The organism is Paenibacillus sp. S28, from assembly GCF_016624415.1.
GTDB lineage: Bacteria > Bacillota > Bacilli > Paenibacillales > Paenibacillaceae > Paenibacillus_AQ > Paenibacillus_AQ favisporus.
Genome location: NZ_JACVTM010000014.1, coordinates 51,341 through 71,666, shown reverse-complemented (window position 1 = coordinate 71,666; position 20,326 = coordinate 51,341). Strand labels below are relative to the sequence as shown.

The 20,326-nt window shown below is 54.0% G+C and carries 15 protein-coding genes and 1 tRNA gene; 13 read left to right on the top strand and 3 right to left on the bottom strand.

Annotated elements, in window-relative coordinates:
• Positions 1-45: 45 nt before the first annotated feature.
• Positions 46-954: a UTP--glucose-1-phosphate uridylyltransferase GalU gene (gene galU / locus IAE55_RS26155; RefSeq protein ID WP_105446146.1), complete on the bottom strand. Its 909-nt coding sequence runs from the start codon at positions 952-954 to the stop codon at positions 46-48.
• Positions 955-1,248: 294 nt separating this feature from the next.
• Between galU and IAE55_RS26150 the strand changes: the two genes are divergently transcribed.
• From IAE55_RS26150 to IAE55_RS26120, 7 genes are all read left to right on the top strand, one after another.
• The gene (locus IAE55_RS26150; RefSeq protein WP_145163110.1) at positions 1,249-2,994 is read left to right on the top strand and encodes an ABC transporter ATP-binding protein; all 1,746 of its coding nucleotides are present in this window, start codon (positions 1,249-1,251) and stop codon (positions 2,992-2,994) included.
• On the top strand, positions 2,987-4,807 hold the full coding sequence (locus tag IAE55_RS26145) for an ABC transporter ATP-binding protein (RefSeq protein ID WP_105446148.1): 1,821 nt from the start codon (positions 2,987-2,989) through the stop codon (positions 4,805-4,807). The genes IAE55_RS26150 and IAE55_RS26145 overlap by 8 nt, the downstream gene beginning before the upstream one ends.
• Before the next feature lie 415 nt (positions 4,808-5,222).
• Positions 5,223-7,052, top strand: coding sequence for a cache domain-containing sensor histidine kinase (locus IAE55_RS26140; protein ID WP_200634302.1), 1,830 nt, complete (start codon positions 5,223-5,225; stop codon positions 7,050-7,052).
• On the top strand, positions 7,033-8,607 hold the full coding sequence (locus tag IAE55_RS26135) for a response regulator transcription factor (RefSeq protein ID WP_200634301.1): 1,575 nt from the start codon (positions 7,033-7,035) through the stop codon (positions 8,605-8,607). Before IAE55_RS26140 ends, IAE55_RS26135 begins: the two co-directional genes overlap by 20 nt.
• Before the next feature lie 97 nt (positions 8,608-8,704).
• Positions 8,705-10,030, top strand: a complete 1,326-nt coding sequence (locus IAE55_RS26130) for an extracellular solute-binding protein (protein WP_200634300.1) — start codon at positions 8,705-8,707, stop codon at positions 10,028-10,030.
• Positions 10,031-10,060: 30 nt separating this feature from the next.
• Positions 10,061-10,936: a carbohydrate ABC transporter permease gene (locus IAE55_RS26125; protein ID WP_145163103.1), complete on the top strand. Its 876-nt coding sequence runs from the start codon at positions 10,061-10,063 to the stop codon at positions 10,934-10,936.
• Between the two features lie 17 nt (positions 10,937-10,953).
• Entirely contained in the window at positions 10,954-11,826 is an 873-nt protein-coding gene (locus IAE55_RS26120; RefSeq protein ID WP_200634299.1) for a carbohydrate ABC transporter permease, read from the top strand.
• 61 nt (positions 11,827-11,887) lie between these two features.
• Here the strand turns inward: IAE55_RS26120 and IAE55_RS26115 are convergent, their stop codons facing one another.
• Positions 11,888-12,742 (bottom strand): helix-turn-helix domain-containing protein, encoded by an 855-nt coding sequence (locus IAE55_RS26115; protein WP_200634333.1) that lies wholly within the window; start codon positions 12,740-12,742, stop codon positions 11,888-11,890.
• A 138-nt stretch (positions 12,743-12,880) separates the two neighbouring features.
• On the opposite strand from IAE55_RS26115, the gene IAE55_RS26110 reads away from it, so the two are divergent.
• A complete protein-coding gene (locus IAE55_RS26110) occupies positions 12,881-13,654 on the top strand; it encodes a sugar phosphate isomerase/epimerase family protein (protein WP_200634298.1) in 774 nt (257 codons plus the stop codon).
• A gap of 41 nt (positions 13,655-13,695) precedes the next feature.
• The gene (locus IAE55_RS26105) at positions 13,696-14,715 is read left to right on the top strand and encodes a Gfo/Idh/MocA family protein (protein WP_200634297.1); all 1,020 of its coding nucleotides are present in this window, start codon (positions 13,696-13,698) and stop codon (positions 14,713-14,715) included.
• A 572-nt stretch (positions 14,716-15,287) separates the two neighbouring features.
• Here IAE55_RS26105 and IAE55_RS26100 read toward each other — a convergent pair.
• Positions 15,288-15,361, bottom strand: a tRNA-Arg gene (locus tag IAE55_RS26100).
• 353 nt (positions 15,362-15,714) lie between these two features.
• Here IAE55_RS26100 and IAE55_RS26095 point away from each other — a divergent pair.
• From IAE55_RS26095 to clpX, 4 genes are all read left to right on the top strand, one after another.
• The gene (locus IAE55_RS26095; protein ID WP_145163593.1) at positions 15,715-16,566 is read left to right on the top strand and encodes a hypothetical protein; all 852 of its coding nucleotides are present in this window, start codon (positions 15,715-15,717) and stop codon (positions 16,564-16,566) included.
• Positions 16,567-16,707: 141 nt separating this feature from the next.
• On the top strand, positions 16,708-18,045 hold the full coding sequence (gene tig, locus IAE55_RS26090; RefSeq protein WP_200634296.1) for a trigger factor: 1,338 nt from the start codon (positions 16,708-16,710) through the stop codon (positions 18,043-18,045).
• Positions 18,046-18,380: 335 nt separating this feature from the next.
• Positions 18,381-18,971 (top strand): ATP-dependent Clp endopeptidase proteolytic subunit ClpP, encoded by a 591-nt coding sequence (gene clpP / locus IAE55_RS26085; RefSeq protein WP_076174335.1) that lies wholly within the window; start codon positions 18,381-18,383, stop codon positions 18,969-18,971.
• 12 nt (positions 18,972-18,983) lie between these two features.
• Positions 18,984-20,240: an ATP-dependent protease ATP-binding subunit ClpX gene (clpX, locus tag IAE55_RS26080; protein WP_076174338.1), complete on the top strand. Its 1,257-nt coding sequence runs from the start codon at positions 18,984-18,986 to the stop codon at positions 20,238-20,240.
• The last annotated feature ends 86 nt before the right edge of the window (positions 20,241-20,326 follow it).

Sequence of the window (20,326 nt, the reverse complement as noted above, 5' to 3'; positions counted from 1 at the left end):
GTTACATACCTGCATCACGAGAAGGCAGGCGGGTGAAGCTGGGGCTTACGGCGCAGGGTCACCGGAACCGGAATCCGGTAATTGCGGGTCCTCTTGTAACAGCTCGCTCATTTCGTCCTGCAGGTGTTGCTTCAGTTGCGCTCTTTGCTTCGTCAGTGCCAAAATGGCCTTCACATAACCCAGCGGATCACCGACGTCATGCCAGCGGCCTTTAATCTCGCAGGTATAAATCGCTTCTTTGACAAGTAATTGATTCAATGCGTCCGTCAGCTGGATTTCGCCGCCAACTCCCGGGGATTGGTTTTCCAGGATATCGAAAATGGATGCAGTCAAAATGTAACGGCCCACCATGGCCAGCCTCGAAGGAGAGGCATCGACCGCGGGTTTTTCCACCAACCGGTTCACATACGCAAACGAATCGACCAGCGGTTTGGCGTCGACGATGCCGTAACTCGATACCTTGTCAGCCGCCACGCTCTGCACACCTACGATGGACGTCTGCAGCCGATCATACCCATCCATAAGCTGTTTTAGCGACGGCGGATCAGCGTCAAAAAACGTGTCTCCAAGCAGGACGGCAAAGGGCTCGGTTCCGATAAACTTGCGCCCTACCCCGATGGCGTGCCCCAGACCTTTACGCTCTGATTGGCGGATATAGTGGATGTCGACAATGCCGGTAAATTCCCGGATTTTGCGGAGTTCCTCGAACTTGCCTTTTTGTTCTAAATAATATTCGAGCTCCAGCGCCGAGTCGAAGTGATCCTCGATCACCTCTTTGCCTTTGCCGGTCACGATCAAAATTTCCTCAATCCCGGAAGCCGCGGCTTCTTCGATAATAAACTGGATGGTGGGCTTATCGATAATCGGCAGCATCTCTTTGGGCATTGCTTTGGTGGCGGGAAGAAACCGCGTTCCGTAACCGGCTGCCGGAATGATCGCTTTACGAATCTTCAAGCGGTCCTCCTCCTTTGCTGATTGCAATTTCGCATACTGTCATCTTATGCCGAAGAGAGCTGCGGATCGTGGACATTTATCCAGTGCGGCAAAATTAATGGACGGCCGGTTTTTTGCAGGCAGAAGTAAGACTCCAAAAAAAATTTATCCGTTCCGGGACACGGTTTTTTCGCTGCTCTGCCAGGTTGGGAAAAGCCCATTCTTTTTTTTCTGTGGTATATTTTAATGGATGGGTCGGAAGCGGGTAATGATGAAATATCAATTCAATTGAAACCAAAGGAGGGAATGGAACTCTTGAAAAGCTTCGAACTGCTCACCAATTATTTGAAGAAAAACGCGCTTCTCTACCTGACCGCCGTCATCCTGATCATCCTGTCCAACGTGGATCAGGCGCTGCTGCCGCAGATTCTCGGTAAGGTGACGGATGGACTGAAGGAACGTTCGATCGGTCGCGAGGACATCATCCGCTACAGCCTGATCCTGCTGGGGATTGCCGTGTCCTATGGCGTGCTGTTCGGTTTAGGGCAGTTTACCATTATGCGTCTCGGCCGGCGGTTCGAGTTTTTGACAAGGGGCCAGATCTTTGCCCAGTTTTCCCGCCTCAGTGAGGACTTTTTTTCCAAACAGGGGACCGGCAAGCTGCTCAGCTATGTCATGAACGACGTGACTTCGGTTAGGGAAGCGATTTCATTCGGAGTCACGCAGACGACCAACGCCGTGTTCATGGTCATCTCCTGTGTTGTCATGATGCTGGTTACAGGTATTCCGGTAACTCTGATTCTGGTCAGCGTGTGCCCGCTGGTCGCCATTCCGTTTCTGGTCATTTATTTTGGTCCCCGCATCCGGAACCGGTCGATGGATGTGCAGGAAGGGTTGGCGACGATGACGGAATCCGCCGATGAGCAAATCGGGGGCATCCGCGTCACGAAGACGTTCGCCATCGAGGAGACGGCGCAGCGCCGGTTTGACGAGACGGTCGACGGGGTGCGCAGCGCGCAGCTGCATCTGGTGAGGATGTCATCCTTGTTCCAGGCGCTGCTTCCGTTCTTGGGGGCGTTATCCCTTGTCGTCTCGCTGCTGGTCGGCGGATATATGACGATTCAGGGCCGGATGACACTTGGAAGCTTCGTTGCGCTGACCTTCTACCTCCGGATGCTGACGGGACCGCTGCAGCAGATCGGCAACGTGATTAACATGATGCAGCGCTCGGGAGCCTCCCTGGAACGCGTCAACCGGCTGCTGGCCAGGGTGCCGAGCGTGAGGGACAAGGACGACGCTTCGGACCTTGCCCGCATCGGGGATATCGCCGTGGACCACTTGACGTTCTCTTATCCGGGGACGTCGGAACAAGCGCTTAAGGACGTCAGCTTCACCATTCCGGAAGGCCGCACCGTCGGGCTCATCGGCCGCACCGGCAGCGGCAAATCGACGCTGGCAAAGCTGTTTCTGCGCATTTATGAGCCCCCGGCCGGCAGCATTAAGGTGAACGGCCAGGATATTACCCGTGTGACCCTGGAATCACTGCGCCGCAAGATCGGCTATGTGCCGCAGGACGGCTTCTTGTTCAGCACGGATATCGCCGACAATATCGCCTTCAGCGACCGCTCCGCCAGCATCGAGCAAATCCGCGAGGCAGCGGCCCAGGCTTTGCTGCTGGAAAGCGTCAACTCCTTTGAAGCGGGATTTGAGACCCGGCTCGGCGAGCGGGGACTTACGCTGTCCGGCGGTCAGAGGCAGCGCGCGAGTCTGGCGAGAGGGCTGATGAAAAAGCCCGAGCTCCTGATTCTCGACGACAGCATGAGCGCCGTAGACGCGATGACGGAATCGGGCATCCTCGGCAATTTGATCCGGGAGCGCAGCGGCAAATCGACGCTCATTATCGCGCACCGGATCAGCAGCGTCCAGCATGCCGATGAAATCATCGTGCTGGATCAAGGCCGCATTGTCCAGCGGGGCAGCCATGAGGAATTGATGGCCTGTCCGGACGGGCCATATGCATCTTTATACCGGATCCAACAGGAGGGACTGCAGCATGCCTAATTCTTCAGCCGCTGCCCTCAAGGCAACGCAAGCAAAGGATGCAGCGGAAAAGAAAAGATCATTTGAAGCCTTCAGGGCGATACTGGCTTACGGCAAACCGCACAAGTGGGCTTTTGCCGGCGTGTTTGTCTGCGCGATCCTCGGCATTTCCGCCGATCTGCTGCAGCCGTATCTGGTCAAGATCGTGATCGACGATCATTTGGCTGTCGGCGGCAGGGACTTGGGTTATATCGCCACGATCGCCGGCATTTATCTCGGCATTTCGATCGTCAGCTTCTTATTCACGTATTTGCAGAATAACCTACTGCAGTACGCGGGTCAAAGCATCGTGGCACAGATCCGGAAGGACCTGTTCCAGCATATTTCCAAGCTGTCGATGTCCTATTTCGACCGCGTGCACCGCGGCAGTCTGGTGACCAATGTGTCCAGTGACACGGAGACGATCAGCCAGTTTTTCACACAGGTGCTGCTCAGCTTGATCCGCGACGGCATGACGCTCGTACTGATCATTGTCTTTATGTTTCAGCTCGATACGACGCTGGCCTGGTATTCGATGATCGTGCTGCCCGTCATCGGCCTCGTGGCCTTCCTGTTCCGCCGCTATCTACGCCAGGCGTACCAGGTAACCCGGAGCCGCTTGTCGCGGTTAATCGGATTCATTGCGGAGAATTTGTCCGGGATGGGGCTGATTCAGGCGTTCCGCCAGGAAGAGGAGCAGACCCGGCGTTTTAACGAAAATAACCAGAGCTACTGGGAAGCGAACATGAGGGAGGTCCGCGCCAACGTGCTGTTTAACCGGACCTTCGACATTCTGGGCAACGTCGCCCTCGTCACGGTCGTCTGGCTGGGCGGACTGGCGGTATTCCATGAGCATATGGCCGTCGGCGTTCTGTACGCGTTTACGAGCTACATCCGGCAGTTTTTCCAGCCGATCAACCAGATCACGATGCAGTGGAACACGTTCCAGTCGACGACCGTATCGATGGACCGGATCTGGAAAATATTCAGCACCGAGCCCGAAGTAAAGGACCCGGAGCCTGACCAAACGTGCCGGCTGCGCTTGTCCGAAGCCCGCGGCCGGGTCGACTTCAATCACATTTCTTTCGGCTATTCGGAATCCAAGCCGGTTATTCCCCATCTCGACCTCCATTTGAAGCCCGGGGAAATGGTCGGCATCGTCGGAACGACGGGGGCGGGAAAGAGCACGATGATCAGCCTCTTGAACCGGTTCTACGACGTTAATTCCGGCAGCATCAAAATCGACGGGGCGGATATTCGTGATATTCCGCAGCAGCAGCTCCACCGTCTCGTCGGACTGATCCAGCAGGAGCCCTATCTGTTCGCGGGAACCGTCCTCGATAACGTCCGGCTGTTTCAGGAGGACATCTCCCGTGAAAAGGTGATGGATGCCTGCCGGTTCGTCGGCGCGCACGACATGATCATGCGGATGTCCGGCGGATACGACACACTGCTCTCAGAGCGGGGCAGCGGCCTGTCAGCCGGAGAGCGGCAGCTGATCTCCTTCGCGCGGATCATGGTCTTTGAGCCGCGGATCCTCATCCTGGATGAGGCGACCGCCAACCTGGATTCGCATACGGAGCAGCTGGTGCAAAGCGCGTTGGCGAACGTGTCCACCGGACGGACGACGCTGGTGATCGCCCACCGGCTGTCCACAGTCATGCACGCCGACCGCATTCTGGTGATGAAAGACGGCCGGGCGATTGAGGAAGGCACCCATGACGAACTGCTGGCCATGCACGGATACTATGAGCAGCTGTACAATCATGCAAGACAGGCGGCTGATGAAGAGTAACATCATGCAAGACAGGCGGCTGATGAAGAGTAACCTGGAATGCAGGGGCCGACTGGAGGCCGGCTGAGCCGGATGTATAGAAACGGGGAGAGAGCGATGCTCTTTCCCCGTTTTATTTTGCAAACAGGAAAACGAGGCTTCCAGCGTAACGGGATCGGATCATAGCTGTAGTAACGGCGTTCCTCTGGGAGCAGGCTCTGACGCGTGAAATACTCCCTCAACCGACGAGTTTTTAGATGCGAACCGGATTCTACTGCGACTTTTTAACCATTTACTTAAGACCTAGTGATCTTCTAAGATAGTGAATAAACCTAACATGAATCTCTGTGATAAAGCCAATTAGTCTATGAGCAAGCGTTTTCAGTGTTATATAATATTACATGATCATTTCATAAACCGACGTAGGAGGGCTCATATGCAGCATTGGTTCGGAACATCCTTGAAGCATAAGCTGTCTCTGCTCACTATTCTGGCCGCGCTGGTTCCGCTGCTGTTCCTCGGCATTTTCTCCTACAAAATGGCCGAGAGCCTGACCGAGGAAAAAGCCAAAACCTCCGGAATGAACAATCTCAGGCAGCTGGATGTCTATCTGGAGACGATGGTCAAGGACGTTGAGAACATTTCGCTTTTTCTGATCGGCAACGAAGGCGTGCAGTCCTATTTAAAAAGCTCTGAAAGCAATTATGTGCAGCAGACCGCCGTCATCAACTTTCTGACAAGCCTCGCCTTTTCCAAAGACTATATCGCGAACATCATCGTCGAGCCGCTTGGGGCCAAGGACTCGATCTCCTACAAGTCGCTGGTGCGGTCGGAGTTCCAGGATGTCACGGAGAGGGATCCTGATTATTATGCCGAGCATCCCAAATGGTGGTCTTCGGTCCACCGGCAGTGGACCTTTGAAGGGGTGAGAAAGATGATCACGCTGGCAAGACCGATCCGCAGCACCGATAAATACAAGCCGATCGGTAATCTGCAGATCAATCTGGATCAGGGGGTCATCGCCAGCCAGGTCCGGCAGGTGGAATTGGAAAAAACGGGCTTCGTGCTGCTGCTGGACGAGAACAACCGGATTCTCGCAGGCCCCCCGGATATGGAAACGAATCTTACGCTGGACGCTTATTATCCTTCGATCGGCCCTTTTGAGGGACAGAGCGGGGATTTGGTCTACGGGCAGGGGAGCGGTAAGAAGACGATTTTGTATAAAAAGATGTCCAGCGTGGGCTGGAAGCTTGTCGGGATCATACCGGCTGCGGAATACAGCTCGCAAAACCAGTATTTTCTAAGGCTTACGGCTGTCGCTGTCACCGCTGCGATCCTGTTTGTCATCATTCTGGTCCTTTTTCTGATTCAAAAAATTACTAACCCGCTCTCCGCGCTCACCAAATTCCTCAGAAACGCCAGGCCGGAAGAACCTCTGCCTGCACTGCCGGTCAAAACGATAGACGAGGTAGGTCAGCTGATCATCAGCTATAACCGGCTTACTTCGCGGATCGTGAAGCTCACCGATGAGGTCAAGCACAATGAATCACTGAAGAAGGAAGCCGATATGCATGCGCTGCAGGTGCAGATTAACCCGCATTTTTTGTATAACACCCTCTCCTCGGTGCAATGGCTGGCGCTGATGAATCAGGACGGTGCCAAGATCGCCGAGATGGTCGGCTCGCTGAGCGATTTTCTGCGGTTCAGCTTAAATGCCGGCCAGGAATACTGCACGGTGTTGCAGGAAATCACGCATGTCCGTCATTACATGAATATCCAGTCGATCCGGTATCCCGACAAATTCGATTTTCGGGTCGATGCAGCTGAGAGTTTGCACCATCTAACGATGCTTAAGCTGCTGCTTCAGCCGCTGGTGGAGAATGCGATCCTTCACGGCCTGCTCGGCCGAGACGGGCGGGGCATGATCCGGATTGCGGTGGAACGCAGCGGGGGGTTCCTCGATTTCGCCGTTGAGGACGACGGGATCGGAATGCCCGAAGAGAGGCTTCAGTGGCTCCGGAACCGGCTGGCGGAGCATCCGGCGGCCTACGGGCAGGGACCTGACGCCCGCGGGAGCTACGGGCTGCGCAATGTCAACAAGCGGCTGGCGCTGCATTACGGCAGGGATGCCGGACTTCGGGTAGAGAGTGCGGAAGGAGCGGGCACGCGGATTACATTCAGGATCCCGATCGTGCAGGAGCCAAAGGAATGGACTCGGAAAGAATCAAGCAAAGGGGAGAACGAAGATGAAGGTTATGATCGTTGATGACGAAGTGATTATCCGAAACGGGCTAAGCACGGTGGTCAATTGGGAGGAGAACGGTTTTACGGTGCTGGAGCCGGCCGCTTCCGCCGAAGAAGCGCTGCAGCGGATTCCGGATGAGCAGCCCGAAATTATATTTACCGATATCCGGATGACGGGGCTCAGCGGTATCGATATGGCCCGGGAGGTGAAAAAGCAGTTCCCGGATACCGAAATCATCATCATTTCCGGATTCGACGAGTTTGCCTATGCCCAGCAGGCAATGCGCGAAGGAGTCAGCGACTATTTGCTGAAGACGAGCAGACCGGGGGAAATCATCCAGTCCGCGGCCAAGGCCAGGGAGCGGCTGGAGGTTCGCCGGCGGAACGAGGAGGGCGGCAGGGTCCAGCAGACGATCGTGAACCGAGGTTTCTTAAGGAGACTGTTGGCTTCGGGATCCGCACCCGATGCCACGACCGAAGCCGAGTTTTGGGACCGGTTCCCCGACCTTCGGCCCGATGCTGACGGGGGCACGGTGCTCCGGATTTGGCTGCTGTCGGTCCATTCCTCCAGCTCGGGGGAGAGAGGCAGCCGCCCGGACGGCGATGTATACCGCATCGTCGGCAGCCGGCTGGCTGAACGATTGCCATGCGCATGGCTCGAATGGAACAGTGCACTGCTTCTTCTGGTAAAAAGCCGGGGCGAGGACGACTGGAGCCGCATGAGGCCGGTGCTGGGCCATGTGGAGGCTGAGCTGGGCTGCCGGGTCACGGCGGCCGGCGGGCTGCCGTTCACCCAGCTTCAGGACCTGCCCGCCGCCTTAGCTGCCGCAGCGGAGGCCGGCTCCTATGCATGGCTGCTGCGTGCAGAACGGCGCATCCGGTATGAAGAGGTAGCCTCCCGCCGGGGCATCCGGACGGTATGCACGGTGGAGGAAGAAACCGAGCTGTTTGCCCTTCTCCGGGCGGGCGACACGTCCCGCCTGCAGTCCTGGATTATGGATTTGCTGGAACGGATCATACTGGACCCCGAGGCTACGCCAGGATCGATGCAGGCTTACCTTCATTCCATTCTTGTTTCGGCCCGTCGGTGGCTGGAGCGGGCCGCCGCATCGATCGGTTACTCCAGTCCGCTTCCTTCAGGGGCTCCATTCGATATCTACGAGCTGGCCAAGTGGCCAGAACGAATCATGGTTCATGAATTGAAACAGATCATGCAGCAGTACAGGGGGATGGTATCGGCGTCCAGTCCGGTAGAACGGGCCATTGCTTACATTCACGACCACTTGGACCAAAGCCTGTCGCTGCAGCAAGTGGCGAAGCACGTCCATATGAACCCGAACTATTTCAGCGAGTTGTTCAAGCGGGAGACCGGCCGCAACTATCTCGAATACGTCACGCAGGCGAAACTTCGCAAGGCGATGAGGCTCCTGCGGGAAACGCCGGCCAAAATCAGCGAGGTCGCCGGCGAGATCGGTTACGAAGATCTGAAGTATTTTAATCGCCTGTTCAAGAAATTCACCGGTCTGACCCCTTCGGAATATCGGGCAAGTGCTGAAGTTTGTCCCTCCCTTGACTGAATTCTATCCCCTGTGGGAGACGTTCATCCTCTTTTATACTTGGGCTAATCATCGCAAGGCTGATTGAACTTAAGATTTATATCAGAGGGGGATGACCATGAAAACTACACGCAAATTAGGCATTGTTCTGCTGCTCATGACGATGCTCCTTGCCGCCTGCGGCAGCGGGGAGAGCGGCAAGCAGGCAGAGGGAAGCACGGACGGTCAGGAGAAAGTGAAACTGACGATCTGGCACAATTTTGCCGGGGATGATTTGCGGGCCAAATCGGTCCGGAGCTTCATCGAGCAGTTCGCCAAAGACCATCCGGAGGTAGAGCTCGACGCCCAAGCCATCCCGCCTGACGGTTACCGCCAGCGACTGAGCACGGTTGCCGCGGCGAATGAAATGCCGGACGTATTTTTCGTCTACGCAGGCAGCCAGTCCTCCGAGCTGTATCAGGCCAAGCTGCTTCAGCCGATTACGGAGGTGCTTGACGCGCATTCGGATTGGAAGGACAAGTTCCTGCAGGGCGCTTTTGAACCGTATGAGTTCGAGCAAGGTCAGATCTATTCGGCTCCGCTGGGCATGTCGGCCACCTCAATCCTGTACTATAACAAGGCCTTGTTCGAAAAAAACAACGTCAAAGTCCCGACCACGTGGGATGAGATGATGACGGCCGTCAGCGCATTCAATGCCAAAGGCATCACCCCGATTGCGCTGGGCAACAAAGCCCCGTGGGTAGCGCAGTCCACGATTCTCGGTTCGCTCGCCGACCGGGTAACGGGAACGGAATGGTTCAAGAATGCCGCTGCGCAGAAAGGGGCCAAATTCACTGATCCGGAATTCATCCAGGCGCTAGGTCATTTTAAGGAGCTGGTGGATCACAAGGCGTTCCAGGACGGCGCCAACAGCATTGACAATACGCAGGCTGAGCAGTATTTCATACAGGGGAACGCGGCGATGATGATCAGCGGCGCCTGGACGCTCACGAACCTTGCGGCATCCTCTACGGAAGACCAGATGAAGGATATCGAAGTGACTGTGATGCCGCCAATCCCAGGAGGGAAAGGGAAGGGAGGCACGATTTCCGGCGGTGCCGGCGGCGGACTTGCGCTCAGCAGCCGGACGGAAGGCAAAGCAAGGGAATTGGCGCTGGAGCTGATTTATGCGGTCAGCGGACCGGATGCCCAGAAAGCGATCGCCGAGAGCAACTCCATGGTGATGTACGACACCGATATCGACAAGTCTAAGGTGACTTCCCTCTACTATAAAGCCTTCAACCTCGTCAAATCGACCGAAGTCACGCCGGTCTATGATGCTTATTTGTCGGCGGAAGCGGCCGAGGTCATTAATAACGGCCTCCAGGAAATTATGATGGGCGGCTCCGTAGAAGGCGTCGCACAGAAACTGCAGGACGCGCAGGCCCGGTCGGCCGCGCCTTAATGACGGACATGAGAAAGGGAGGAAGCTGCCATGCCAACAGCGATGAGAAGTAAAGGATTCATAGCGCTAGCTCTTCTTCCGGCGCTTCTGCTGTTTTTGATCTTCGTCATTATTCCGGTGTTCTGGTCGGCGTATTACGGGTTTTTCAGCTGGAAAGGCTTTGGCGACGCCAAATTCATCGGGCTGGACAATTATAAGGAGATGTTCCGGGATCCGATTTTCTGGCGGGCGCTGCGCAACAATCTGATCTTGGTCGTATCGTCGATCGTCGGCCAGGTTCCGATCGCGCTCGTTTTGGCCATCGTATTGTTCAAGAACTCGCTGTTCTCCCGGTTTGTACGTTCGGCCGTTTTTATGCCGATGGTGCTGTCAACCGTCGTGGTCGGCCTCATCTGGGGATACATTTATCACCCGCAGTTCGGGGTTGCGAACCATGTGCTGGATCTGCTCGGCCTCCACTCCTGGACCCGGGCCTGGCTGTCCGACCCGAAGGTCAACATGCTGGCCATATCCATTCCGATCAACTGGGCGAACATCGGCCCTTACTTGGTCATTTTCGTCGCGGCGCTGCAAAATATTTCACCCGAAATCCACGACGCGGCCAAAATCGACGGCTCCGCCGGCTGGAACAAGCTGATTCACGTCACTCTCCCCATCATTTGGGGGACAGTGGTCGTCACGATCGTACTTTGCATCTCCGGAAGCCTGAAAGCCTTCGACCATGTCATCGTCATGACGGGCGGGGGGCCGGCGCGGTCAACCGAGCTGCTGGCGACGTACATGTACAACAGCACGTTCAGCGTTTACCGGTACGGTTACGGCTCGGCCGTGTCCACCATGATCATGATCGTCAGCGCGGTGCTGATCGCCTTGAACTATTTGGCGACGCGCCGCAAAAGCAGCTGAGGGGAGGAGAAGCAAGGATGAATGCAACGATTACGGCCGCTTCCCGGAGCGGCACGGGCAAAAGAGCCGTCTTCAAAGGGCTGGCCGGCTTCGGCAAGCTGATCCTGCTGGCGTATGCCGTCGTTACGCTGTATCCGCTGTACTGGCTGTTTACGAGCGCTTTTAAAACAAACCAGGATTTCTTTGCCAATCCGTACGGGCTGCCGAAACAGTGGATGGTGCAAAACCTGGTAAGGGCGTGGGATCTGGGGAATATGGGAAGGGCGATGCTGAACTCCGCGGTCGTTACGGTCTCGGCGGTTATCCTGACTATTCTGCTCAGCGTGCTTGCGGGGTACGTGCTGTCGAGATTTTCGTTCCCGTTTAAAAAAGTCGTCGTCGTGCTGTTTACGATGGGTCTTCTGATTCCGATCCACAGCACGCTGGTTCCCTTGTTTATCATGATGAAAAACATGGGACTCCTCGACACCTACGGTGCGCTCATTCTGCCCTATACAGCGTTTGAGCTGCCGATCGCCGTGTTTCTGTCCATGGCCTACATGTCCTCGATTCCGAAAGAGATTGAAGAGGCGGCGATGATCGACGGCAGCGGATGGTGGGGGATATTCGGCCGGATGATCCTGCCGCTCTGCACGCCGATTGTGGCAACGGTTTCGATTCTGGCGTTTCTGCGGTTCTGGAACGATTTTTCCTTCGCACTCGTCTTTATCAACACGCAGGCGCTGAAGACGCTGCCGCTCAGTCTGTCCCTTTTCTCGGACGGTTTCGGCACGGATTACAGCCTGACGATGGGGGCGATGGCCATCGCGGTGCTTCCAACGATCGTCATCTATCTGATCCTTCAGGAGAAAATCATGAAGGGCATGGTGGCCGGCTCCACCAAAGGATAGTGTGGATGTTCAATGATCGAAAACGATCTGCTCGCGTAAAATCAGGCAATCCGTCAACGGTTCATACCGGGCGGGTTGCTTTTTGGTATGACCGATTATTTGTCCGGCTGCGGCTTGGCATCAGGCGCGCGAAGCTCTCCCTGTATTGGGCCGGCGACATCCCGTAGGTGCTGCGGAACACGCGGTGATAGTAGGAATAACTGGCAAAACCGCAGGTTTCGGCGATCTCCTCCTGGGTCATGGTGCTGTATTTCATCCGCTCGATGGCGGCGTTCAGCCGGATTTCCAGAGCGTATTGGATCATCGTTTTGCCGTACTGCTCCTTGAAGATTTTGACGGCTCTGGACAGGCTCAGGCCGACATGGGCGGCGGCTTCCTCCAATTTAAAGGTAACGGTGGCATGCTCCTCGACAAAACGCTTCAGCCTCAATGCGGTATAAGCGGTGCGGTTCGCCGGCTTCGTCTCCGTGATGGCCCGGTCCAGGCAAAGGCACAAGCTTCGCAGCAGGTAACCGGTGAGCTCCACGTTCTCCCCCTCCAGGCCGCGCCTTTTTTCTAGCAGCAGCTGCCTCCACAGACCGAGCAGGCGATCGTCGCTGCCAATCCGGCTGACGACAGGCCGGCTCATCCGGCTCCACCAGGCATCGATCCAGCCGCCTTCGCAAAACAGAAAATAATCGCCGCTCGAGACGCGTCCCCCGCCGGCATCTTCATGCACCATAAGCTCGTATTCGTCTCCCGGCTTCAGCAGCAGCAGGTCCCCGCCTTCGACATGGTAATCGGTGCCGTTGCAGAATACGGTGCAGGATCCTTCCGTCTGCAGCCGGAACAAATAGGTCGTCAAGCCCGCGCGGTGGCTGTTGCTGAACTGCTGGAAATGGTAGGAGTAATCGCAAATCAGCAGTCTGGCTTCCATCATGTGCTCCCCTTTCTCAAAAAAACAAGCAAATAGTTCATGTTGCAATCATATTGTTTATGTTCATTTTAGCTTACTTGCATGTATGATAGTAGCAGATAGAGCAATCATTTTATTGGGAAACGAGGTGCCCTTTTTATGAAAAAATTGAACATTGGCTTGCAATTGTATACGCTTCGTGATGAAACGGCTAAGGATTTCCGAGGAACGCTTCGCAAAGTGGCTGAGCTTGGGTATGAAGGTGTGGAGTTTGCCGGATACGGTGACATTCCTGCTGAAGAAATGAAAACGCTTCTTCAAGAGCTCGGTCTTCAAGCGATCGGCGCTCATGTGGGCCTGCATCTGCTTCGGGCCGACCTGCAGAAAGAGATCGATTACCTGAAAATGATCGGCGCGACAACCATGATGTGTCCTTACGTTGCACCGGAAGACCGGGAGAACATCGAGCAGTGGAAGGAACTGTTCGCTTTCCTGGAGGAAGTGGGTACCGAGGCGCGCAAACAAGGATTGACGTTCGGTTATCACAACCATGATTTTGAATTCGCGGACAAGATTGACGGCGAGTTTGTATTCGACGCCATGTACTCCTCCACTTCGCCTGAAGCCGTTCAAGTGGAAATGGACGTATGCTGGGTGCAGTTTGCCGGACAGGATCCGCTCACCTATATCCCGAAATATGCCGGACGCCTGCCGCTCCTTCACCTGAAGGACTTCAGTAAGGATGCCGATGGCAACATGAAGACGCTTGAGCTTGGTCAAGGGGACGTGAATTTGCCGGGCGTCATTCAGGCCGCTTCCGATGCCGGTACGCAGTGGCTGATCGTCGAGCAGGACGTGTGCCAGAATCCTCCGCTGCAAAGCGTGGAGAACAGCATGAACTGGCTGAAGCAGAACTACTTGAACCAATTTTAATGTGATTGAGATTAGAGCTGAAGAAAGGGAGATTTGTATCCATGAGTAAAATTAGAGTAGCGGTTTTCGGCTGCGGCGCCATCGCCCAGCGCAGACATATTCCTGAATACGCAGCGAACCCGAATGTGGAGCTGGTTGCTTTCGCGGATCCGCTCAAGGAGCGCGCTGAAGAGGTGGCGGCACAATACGGTGCCAAAGCATACACCGACTACAAGGAACTGCTGAAGAACGAGAAGCTTGACGCAGTCAGCGTATGTACGCCGAACTACCTTCACGCTTCGATGAGCATCGATGCAGCGAATGCCGGGCTGCACGTCCTGGTGGAAAAGCCGATGGCGACCACGAAGGAAGAAGGGGAGCAGATGATCGAAGCGGCCCGCAAAAACGGCGTCTTCCTGATGGTGGGCCACAATCAGCGCCTCATGCCTCCGCACATGAAGGCAAAAGAAATTCTGGATTCCGGCAAGCTCGGCAGAGTGCTGACGTTCCGCACGTCTTTCGGCCACGGTGGTCCGGAAAGCTGGAGCGTCGATGGACGCGACAGCTGGTTCTTCCGCAAGGATGAAGCGATCATGGGCGCTATGGGTGACCTCGGCGTGCATAAATCCGACTTCATCCGCTATTTGCTGAACGATGAAGTCGTGGAAGTCGCCGGCTTTATCGGTACCGTACATAAAGAAGGTACGGACGTGGACGACAATGCGACCTGCATCGTGCGCATGAAGAGCGGAGCTGTGGGCACGCTGATGGCGAGCTGGACGCATTACCGTTCCGGCGACAACGGTACGGTGCTCTGGTGCGAAAACGGCTGCATGAAGATCGGAACCGTTGAAGGCGACGAGGTTATCGTCGAGCTGACGAACGGCACTGTGGAAACGTACAAGGTCGGCGCCATGGCGACGAACGAAAAGCAAGTACCGAGCGGCGTCATCGACGCGTTCGTGGAATCGATCCTGACCAACACGCCGCCGCAAATTTCCGGCGAAGAAGGTCTGCGTTCCCTGAATGTCATCCTGGGTGCGTTTGAATCGCAGGACACAGGCAAAATCGTGAAGCTGTAACAAGCATGGGATAGAGAGGACCTTGGGGTAACCTTGGGGTCCTCTTTTTTTGTGTTCAACTGAGCGAATGGGTGGGAAGGTTATAGAAGAGGAGATTATCGGTGCGCATGCTTCGACGAACCCCTTGAGGGGTTCGCAATTCCCTCCTGGGACGTAAGAAAGCTCTCTAATAAGGAGAGCTTTCTTACGTCCCAGGAGGGATACCGCCCCAACGGCGACTGCGAAGCGGATGCTAACGAAGCTTATGCTCCGACGAACCCCTAATGGGGTTCTCAATTCCCTCCTGGAACTAAAAAAAGCTCTCCAATAAGGAGAGCTTTCATACGTCCCGGCTCGGGATACCGCCCTGACGGGCGGACTGCGAAGCGGGTGCTAACGAAGCTTATGCCCCGACGAACCCCTAATGGGGTTCTCATCCCTATGGACGCAAAAACACGTCCCAGCTCGGGATACCGCCCCAACGGGCGGACTACGAAGCGGATGCTAACGAAGCGTATGCTCCGACGAACCCCCTAATGGGGTTCTCATCCCTATGGACGCAAAAACACCACTCTAAGAGTGGTGTCATTTTACGTCCCAGGAGGGATTCGAACCCCCGACCGACGGCTTAGAAGGCCGTTGCTCTATCCAGCTGAGCTACTGGGACATGAAAAATTCAAGCAAGAAAGATCATAACATATATTTTTGATAATATCAATATGTTTTTCTTTCCTTTCTCATAGTCCCCCTCATCTGTTCTCAGGGCAAGAGAAAAAAAGTTGTTTCAATCCCCATTTATATTATTAATGGTTTCTATACGTTTTTCATAGAACGAATGGATTCCCCGTCCATTCACATGTTTTTTTTCAAGTTGAAAGAGGTATGCTATAATCAACAATTATTTGCACACAAGCACGGGGAAAGGAGGGAATACATATTAAAGAACATATTTCCCCAGCGAAGGACAACGTCATTCTTTTTCCAAAGACGCTCGACTTCTATCAGATTCAGCTCACCGTCATGCTGGAAAATGAACGGTACGGGGAAGCGATGGAGCTTTTGCGTTTCCTGCTGCAGTGCCAAGGGCAGGATGAGAGGCATTATGAAGAATGGCAGGCGCTTCTGGAATGGCTGGAAGCCGCTTTTCCACAATATATGAATCACGGCGGCGGGCAGGGTACAGGCTTGGACTCTCATGAGCATGAGGAGGAGCCTGACGAGGAAGAAATGAAACGGCAGAACGTGCGGGCCAAGCTGGCCGAAGACCAGCATTACGCCGACAAGCTGCTGCACACCGCCATGGAAGAGCCTTTATCGGAGCAGACCATGCTCGCTCTCGAGCAGCTGTCCTATCTGGAAGGCTCGGATATCGACGACAAGCTGGTGGGGTGGCTGATGCAGACTCGCCTTCATCCGCTACTGCAGTTCAGGGTGCTTCAAACGCTGCGCAAGCGCGGTATGCAGGGCACGGTGCAGTTTAAGCGCGGACAGGAGGAGGTAAGCGTCGATATGGAGACGGTGCCTTTAACGCCGGAGGAGTTTCCGCCGCAGGTGGCAATGGTAACGGAGCGTGTGGCTGCGCAGACCGAAGTGCAGGAGCCGACGCTGTATTATTTTGCCCAGGAGCTGTGGTCGCAGTTTATTATGGCGATCTACGGGACGGAGGATTACCTGTCGATCCTTGACGAGGACGACACTACGATCGACATCTGGGCAGCTGCCCTGCATCAGATCGTCACCGAGAGCCTCACAGGCAGCCGCAACGAGGAGGAGTCCCGGGCGATGTACGGGATCACGGACACGATGCGCTTCCGTTTTGAGCAGGCTTATCGAAGCTTCAGGCAGTTCGTGTCGGCCGGCATGCAGGAATAGGCGATCGGAAACGTTTACCTGAAGAGTTGCCAAGGGCTTGCCCTTGAAAAACACCGCAATGTTGTTTATACTATAATGGTTATTCTGTGCGTGCTGATAACTTAAGTACATGTGAATTATTTTTGGAGGGGAAAGCATAAAATGAAAGCAACCTGGGAAAAAATAGAGAAGAACCTTGGCGTTCTTGAAGTTGAAGTGGAAGCAGACCGTGTAGCTGCAGCCCTCGACAAAGCTTTTAATAAAGTAGCAAAAAAGGCTAACGTGCCTGGTTTCCGTAAAGGTAAAGTACCTCGGCCGATCTTCGAAGCCCGTTATGGCGTCGAAGCTCTGTATCAAGACGCAATCGACATTTTGCTTCCTGAAGTATACACAGAAGCTGTCGACCAAACTGACATCTTCCCTGTAGACCGTCCTGAAGTGGAGATTGACCAATTCGCAAAAGGCGAAGTGTTCAAATTCAAAGCGAAAGTAACGGTTAAACCTGAAGTGACTTTGGGAGATTACAAAGGCGTGGAAGTTCCGGTACAAAAAGTTGAGGTTTCGGACGAAGAGCTTGACGCTGAACTGAAGCGTCTGCAAGAACGTCATGCCGAACTGTCGGTTATCGACGAAGGCGCTGCCGAGAACGGAGACGTCGCCGTGATCGACTTCGACGGATCTGTTGACGGCGTTTCTTTCGAAGGCGGACAAGCTGAGCGTTATTCTCTGGAACTGGGAAGCGGCACGTTCATTCCTGGATTTGAAGAGCAGGTTGTCGGCATGGCGACTGGCGACTTCAAAGACGTGGAAGTGACTTTCCCTGAGACATATCATGCGGAAGAACTGGCCGGCAAGAAAGCCGTGTTCAAAGTGAAAGTGCATGAAATCAAGCGCAAACAGCTTCCTGAGCTGGACGACGAATTCGCCAAAGACGTAAGTGAATTCGAAACGCTCGCCGAGTACAAGGAAGACCTGAAGAAACAACTTCTGGAGCGCAAGGAACAAGAAGCGAAAGGCAATAAGGAAGCAGCTGTTGTAGACAAAGTTGCCGCCAACGCCGAAGTGGAAATTCCGGAAGCGATGATTGACGGCGAAATTCAAAACATGATGCGTGATTTTGACAACCGTCTGCGCAATCAGGGCATGAACCTTGAAATGTTCCTCAGCTTCTCTGGCCAAACGACGGGCGATCTGCAAGAGCAAATGAAGGACGATGCCGAGAAACGCGTTCGCAACAACCTTGTTCTGGAGCAAATCGCCAAAGAAGAGAACATTGAAGTAACTGAGGAAGACATCAACAAAGAGCTGGAAGTGATGGCTGAATCTTACAAGCGTACTGCTGACGAGATCCGCAACATCCTTACAGCAAACGGTTCGCTGGGAAGCCTGCGCGAAGAAATTTCCCTTCGCAAAACGGTGGATCTCCTGATTGAGAACAGCAAAGAAGTGGAAGCAGCCGAAGAAACTGCTGAAACTGCTGAAACTGCTGAAGAAAAATAAGAAGGAAACGGACGCGGCCTTCTGCATCTGATTCTAAGTGCGGAGGCTGACATAAGGGACCTATAGAGAGATAAGGCACGTATATTCATTTGCGTGCCTTATTTTTAACTAAAAGTATCCATTTATATCTAAATCTTGCATGAAAATGGATGCTTTGTTTCCATACATATTCGATTCAAGAGTCCGTTTCGGGTTATAATTGTTAGAAAACTCATACACTGTATTAAATGGTGTGGAGTGAAAAAATGACATCGTGCTTTGAACATGTTAGAATAGTGCTGTAAACTTGATTGAAGCACGCATCACATCTTTTACATGGAAAAGAGGTTGGACACATGAGTCTGATACCTATGGTTGTAGAACAAACCAATAGAGGCGAGAGATCGTACGATATTTACTCCAGATTGCTCAAGGACCGCATTATCTTCCTGAGCAGTGCGATTGATGATGATGTTGCCAATCTCGTCATAGCTCAATTATTGTTCCTGGCTGCGGAGGATCCGGAGAAAGATATTCATTTGTATATCAATTCACCGGGTGGTTCTGTCACAGCGGGGATGGGTATATATGATACGATGCAGTTTATCAAGCCTGATGTATCCACGATTTGCGTTGGTATGGCGGCGAGCATGGGATCCCTGCTGTTGACGGCCGGAGCACCCGGCAAGCGTTTTGCGCTGACGAACAGCGAGGTCATGATTCACCAGCCGCTCGGCGGTGTTCAGGGCCAGGCGTCCGACATCCAAATCCATGCGAGCTGGATTATTAAAACCAGGGAAAAGCTCAATCAAATTTACGTGGAGCGCACGGGTCAGCCCCTTGAAAAAATTGAGCGCGATACGGATCGTGACTTTTTCATGAGCGCGGAGGAAGCGAAAGCATACGGCATAATTGACCAGGTTCTCACTTCACCGATTAAATCTTAAAGGGGTGTTTACATGTTTAAATTTAACGATGAAAAAGGGCAGCTGAAGTGCTCTTTTTGCGGGAAATCCCAGGAGCAAGTGCGCAAGCTTGTTGCTGGCCCCGGTGTCTATATATGTGACGAATGTATCGAGCTCTGCACGGAGATCGTGGAGGAAGAGCTCGGACATGAGGAAGAGCTGGATCTGAAGGATATTCCGAAACCGAAGGAAATCTGCGATATTTTGGACCAGTATATCATCGGTCAAGAACAAGCGAAGAAATCGCTGTCCGTTGCCGTGTACAACCACTACAAACGGATCAATACCGGCAGCAAAATTGAAGACGTCGAGCTTCAAAAGAGTAACATCCTGCTATTGGGGCCAACCGGTTCGGGTAAGACACTGCTTGCCCAGACAATGGCCAAAATTTTGAACGTTCCGTTCGCCATCGCCGACGCGACTTCCCTTACGGAAGCCGGGTACGTGGGTGAGGACGTAGAGAACATCCTGCTGAAGCTGATTCAAGCAGCCGATTACGACGTGGAAAAAGCCGAACGCGGCATCATCTATATCGACGAAATCGACAAGGTGGCGCGTAAATCCGAGAACCCTTCGATTACCCGTGACGTATCGGGTGAAGGGGTACAGCAGGCGCTGCTGAAAATCCTGGAAGGAACGGTCGCTTCGGTTCCGCCACAAGGCGGGCGCAAGCATCCGCACCAGGAGTTTATCCAAATCGATACGACGAACATCCTGTTTATTTGCGGCGGTGCCTTTGACGGCCTGGAGCAAATGATCAAGCGCCGGATCGGTAAGAAAGTTATCGGCTTTAACGCGGGTACCGACAACCAGAAAGATCTGAAACCGGGTGAATACCTCGGTCTGGTTCTTCCGGAAGACCTGCTGAAATTCGGCCTGATCCCTGAATTCGTGGGACGTCTGCCGATCATTTCGACGCTGGAGCCGCTCGATGAGAAGACGCTGGTGCGTATTCTGTCCGAGCCGAAGAACGCGCTGACGAAGCAGTATCAGAAACTGCTCGAAATGGATAACGTAACGCTGAAATTCGAGCCGGAAGCCCTTGAAGCGATTGCCCGCGAAGCGATCAAACGCAATACGGGTGCCCGCGGACTTCGGGCCATCATTGAAGGCATCATGCTGGACGTAATGTATGAGGTTCCTTCCCGCGAGGATATCAAGGACTGCATCATTACGGAGCAGGTTGTCAAAGAGAAGATGATTCCGGAATTAATCAGCAAAAAAGATAAAAAACAAGAGGAAAGTGCGTAATCTGTTTGTAAAACAGATGCCATTTTCCCAAATTTAGGTGCCGATTCTCCACTTCCGCCCTGCCGCTTGCTTCGCGGGGACGGGGT

Coding starts and splice junctions, on each gene's coding strand:
- IAE55_RS26145 (WP_105446148.1), top strand. CDS start 2,987: ATGCCTAATTCTTCAGCCGCTGCCCTCAAGGCAACGCAAGCAAAGGAT.
- IAE55_RS26140 (WP_200634302.1), top strand. CDS start 5,223: ATGCAGCATTGGTTCGGAACATCCTTGAAGCATAAGCTGTCTCTGCTC.
- IAE55_RS26135 (WP_200634301.1), top strand. CDS start 7,033: ATGAAGGTTATGATCGTTGATGACGAAGTGATTATCCGAAACGGGCTA.
- IAE55_RS26130 (WP_200634300.1), top strand. CDS start 8,705: ATGAAAACTACACGCAAATTAGGCATTGTTCTGCTGCTCATGACGATG.
- IAE55_RS26125 (WP_145163103.1), top strand. CDS start 10,061: ATGCCAACAGCGATGAGAAGTAAAGGATTCATAGCGCTAGCTCTTCTT.
- IAE55_RS26120 (WP_200634299.1), top strand. CDS start 10,954: ATGAATGCAACGATTACGGCCGCTTCCCGGAGCGGCACGGGCAAAAGA.
- IAE55_RS26115 (WP_200634333.1), bottom strand. CDS start 12,742: ATGGAAGCCAGACTGCTGATTTGCGATTACTCCTACCATTTCCAGCAG.
- IAE55_RS26110 (WP_200634298.1), top strand. CDS start 12,881: ATGAAAAAATTGAACATTGGCTTGCAATTGTATACGCTTCGTGATGAA.
- IAE55_RS26105 (WP_200634297.1), top strand. CDS start 13,696: ATGAGTAAAATTAGAGTAGCGGTTTTCGGCTGCGGCGCCATCGCCCAG.
- IAE55_RS26095 (WP_145163593.1), top strand. CDS start 15,715: ATGCTGGAAAATGAACGGTACGGGGAAGCGATGGAGCTTTTGCGTTTC.
- tig (WP_200634296.1), top strand. CDS start 16,708: ATGAAAGCAACCTGGGAAAAAATAGAGAAGAACCTTGGCGTTCTTGAA.
- clpP (WP_076174335.1), top strand. CDS start 18,381: ATGAGTCTGATACCTATGGTTGTAGAACAAACCAATAGAGGCGAGAGA.
- clpX (WP_076174338.1), top strand. CDS start 18,984: ATGTTTAAATTTAACGATGAAAAAGGGCAGCTGAAGTGCTCTTTTTGC.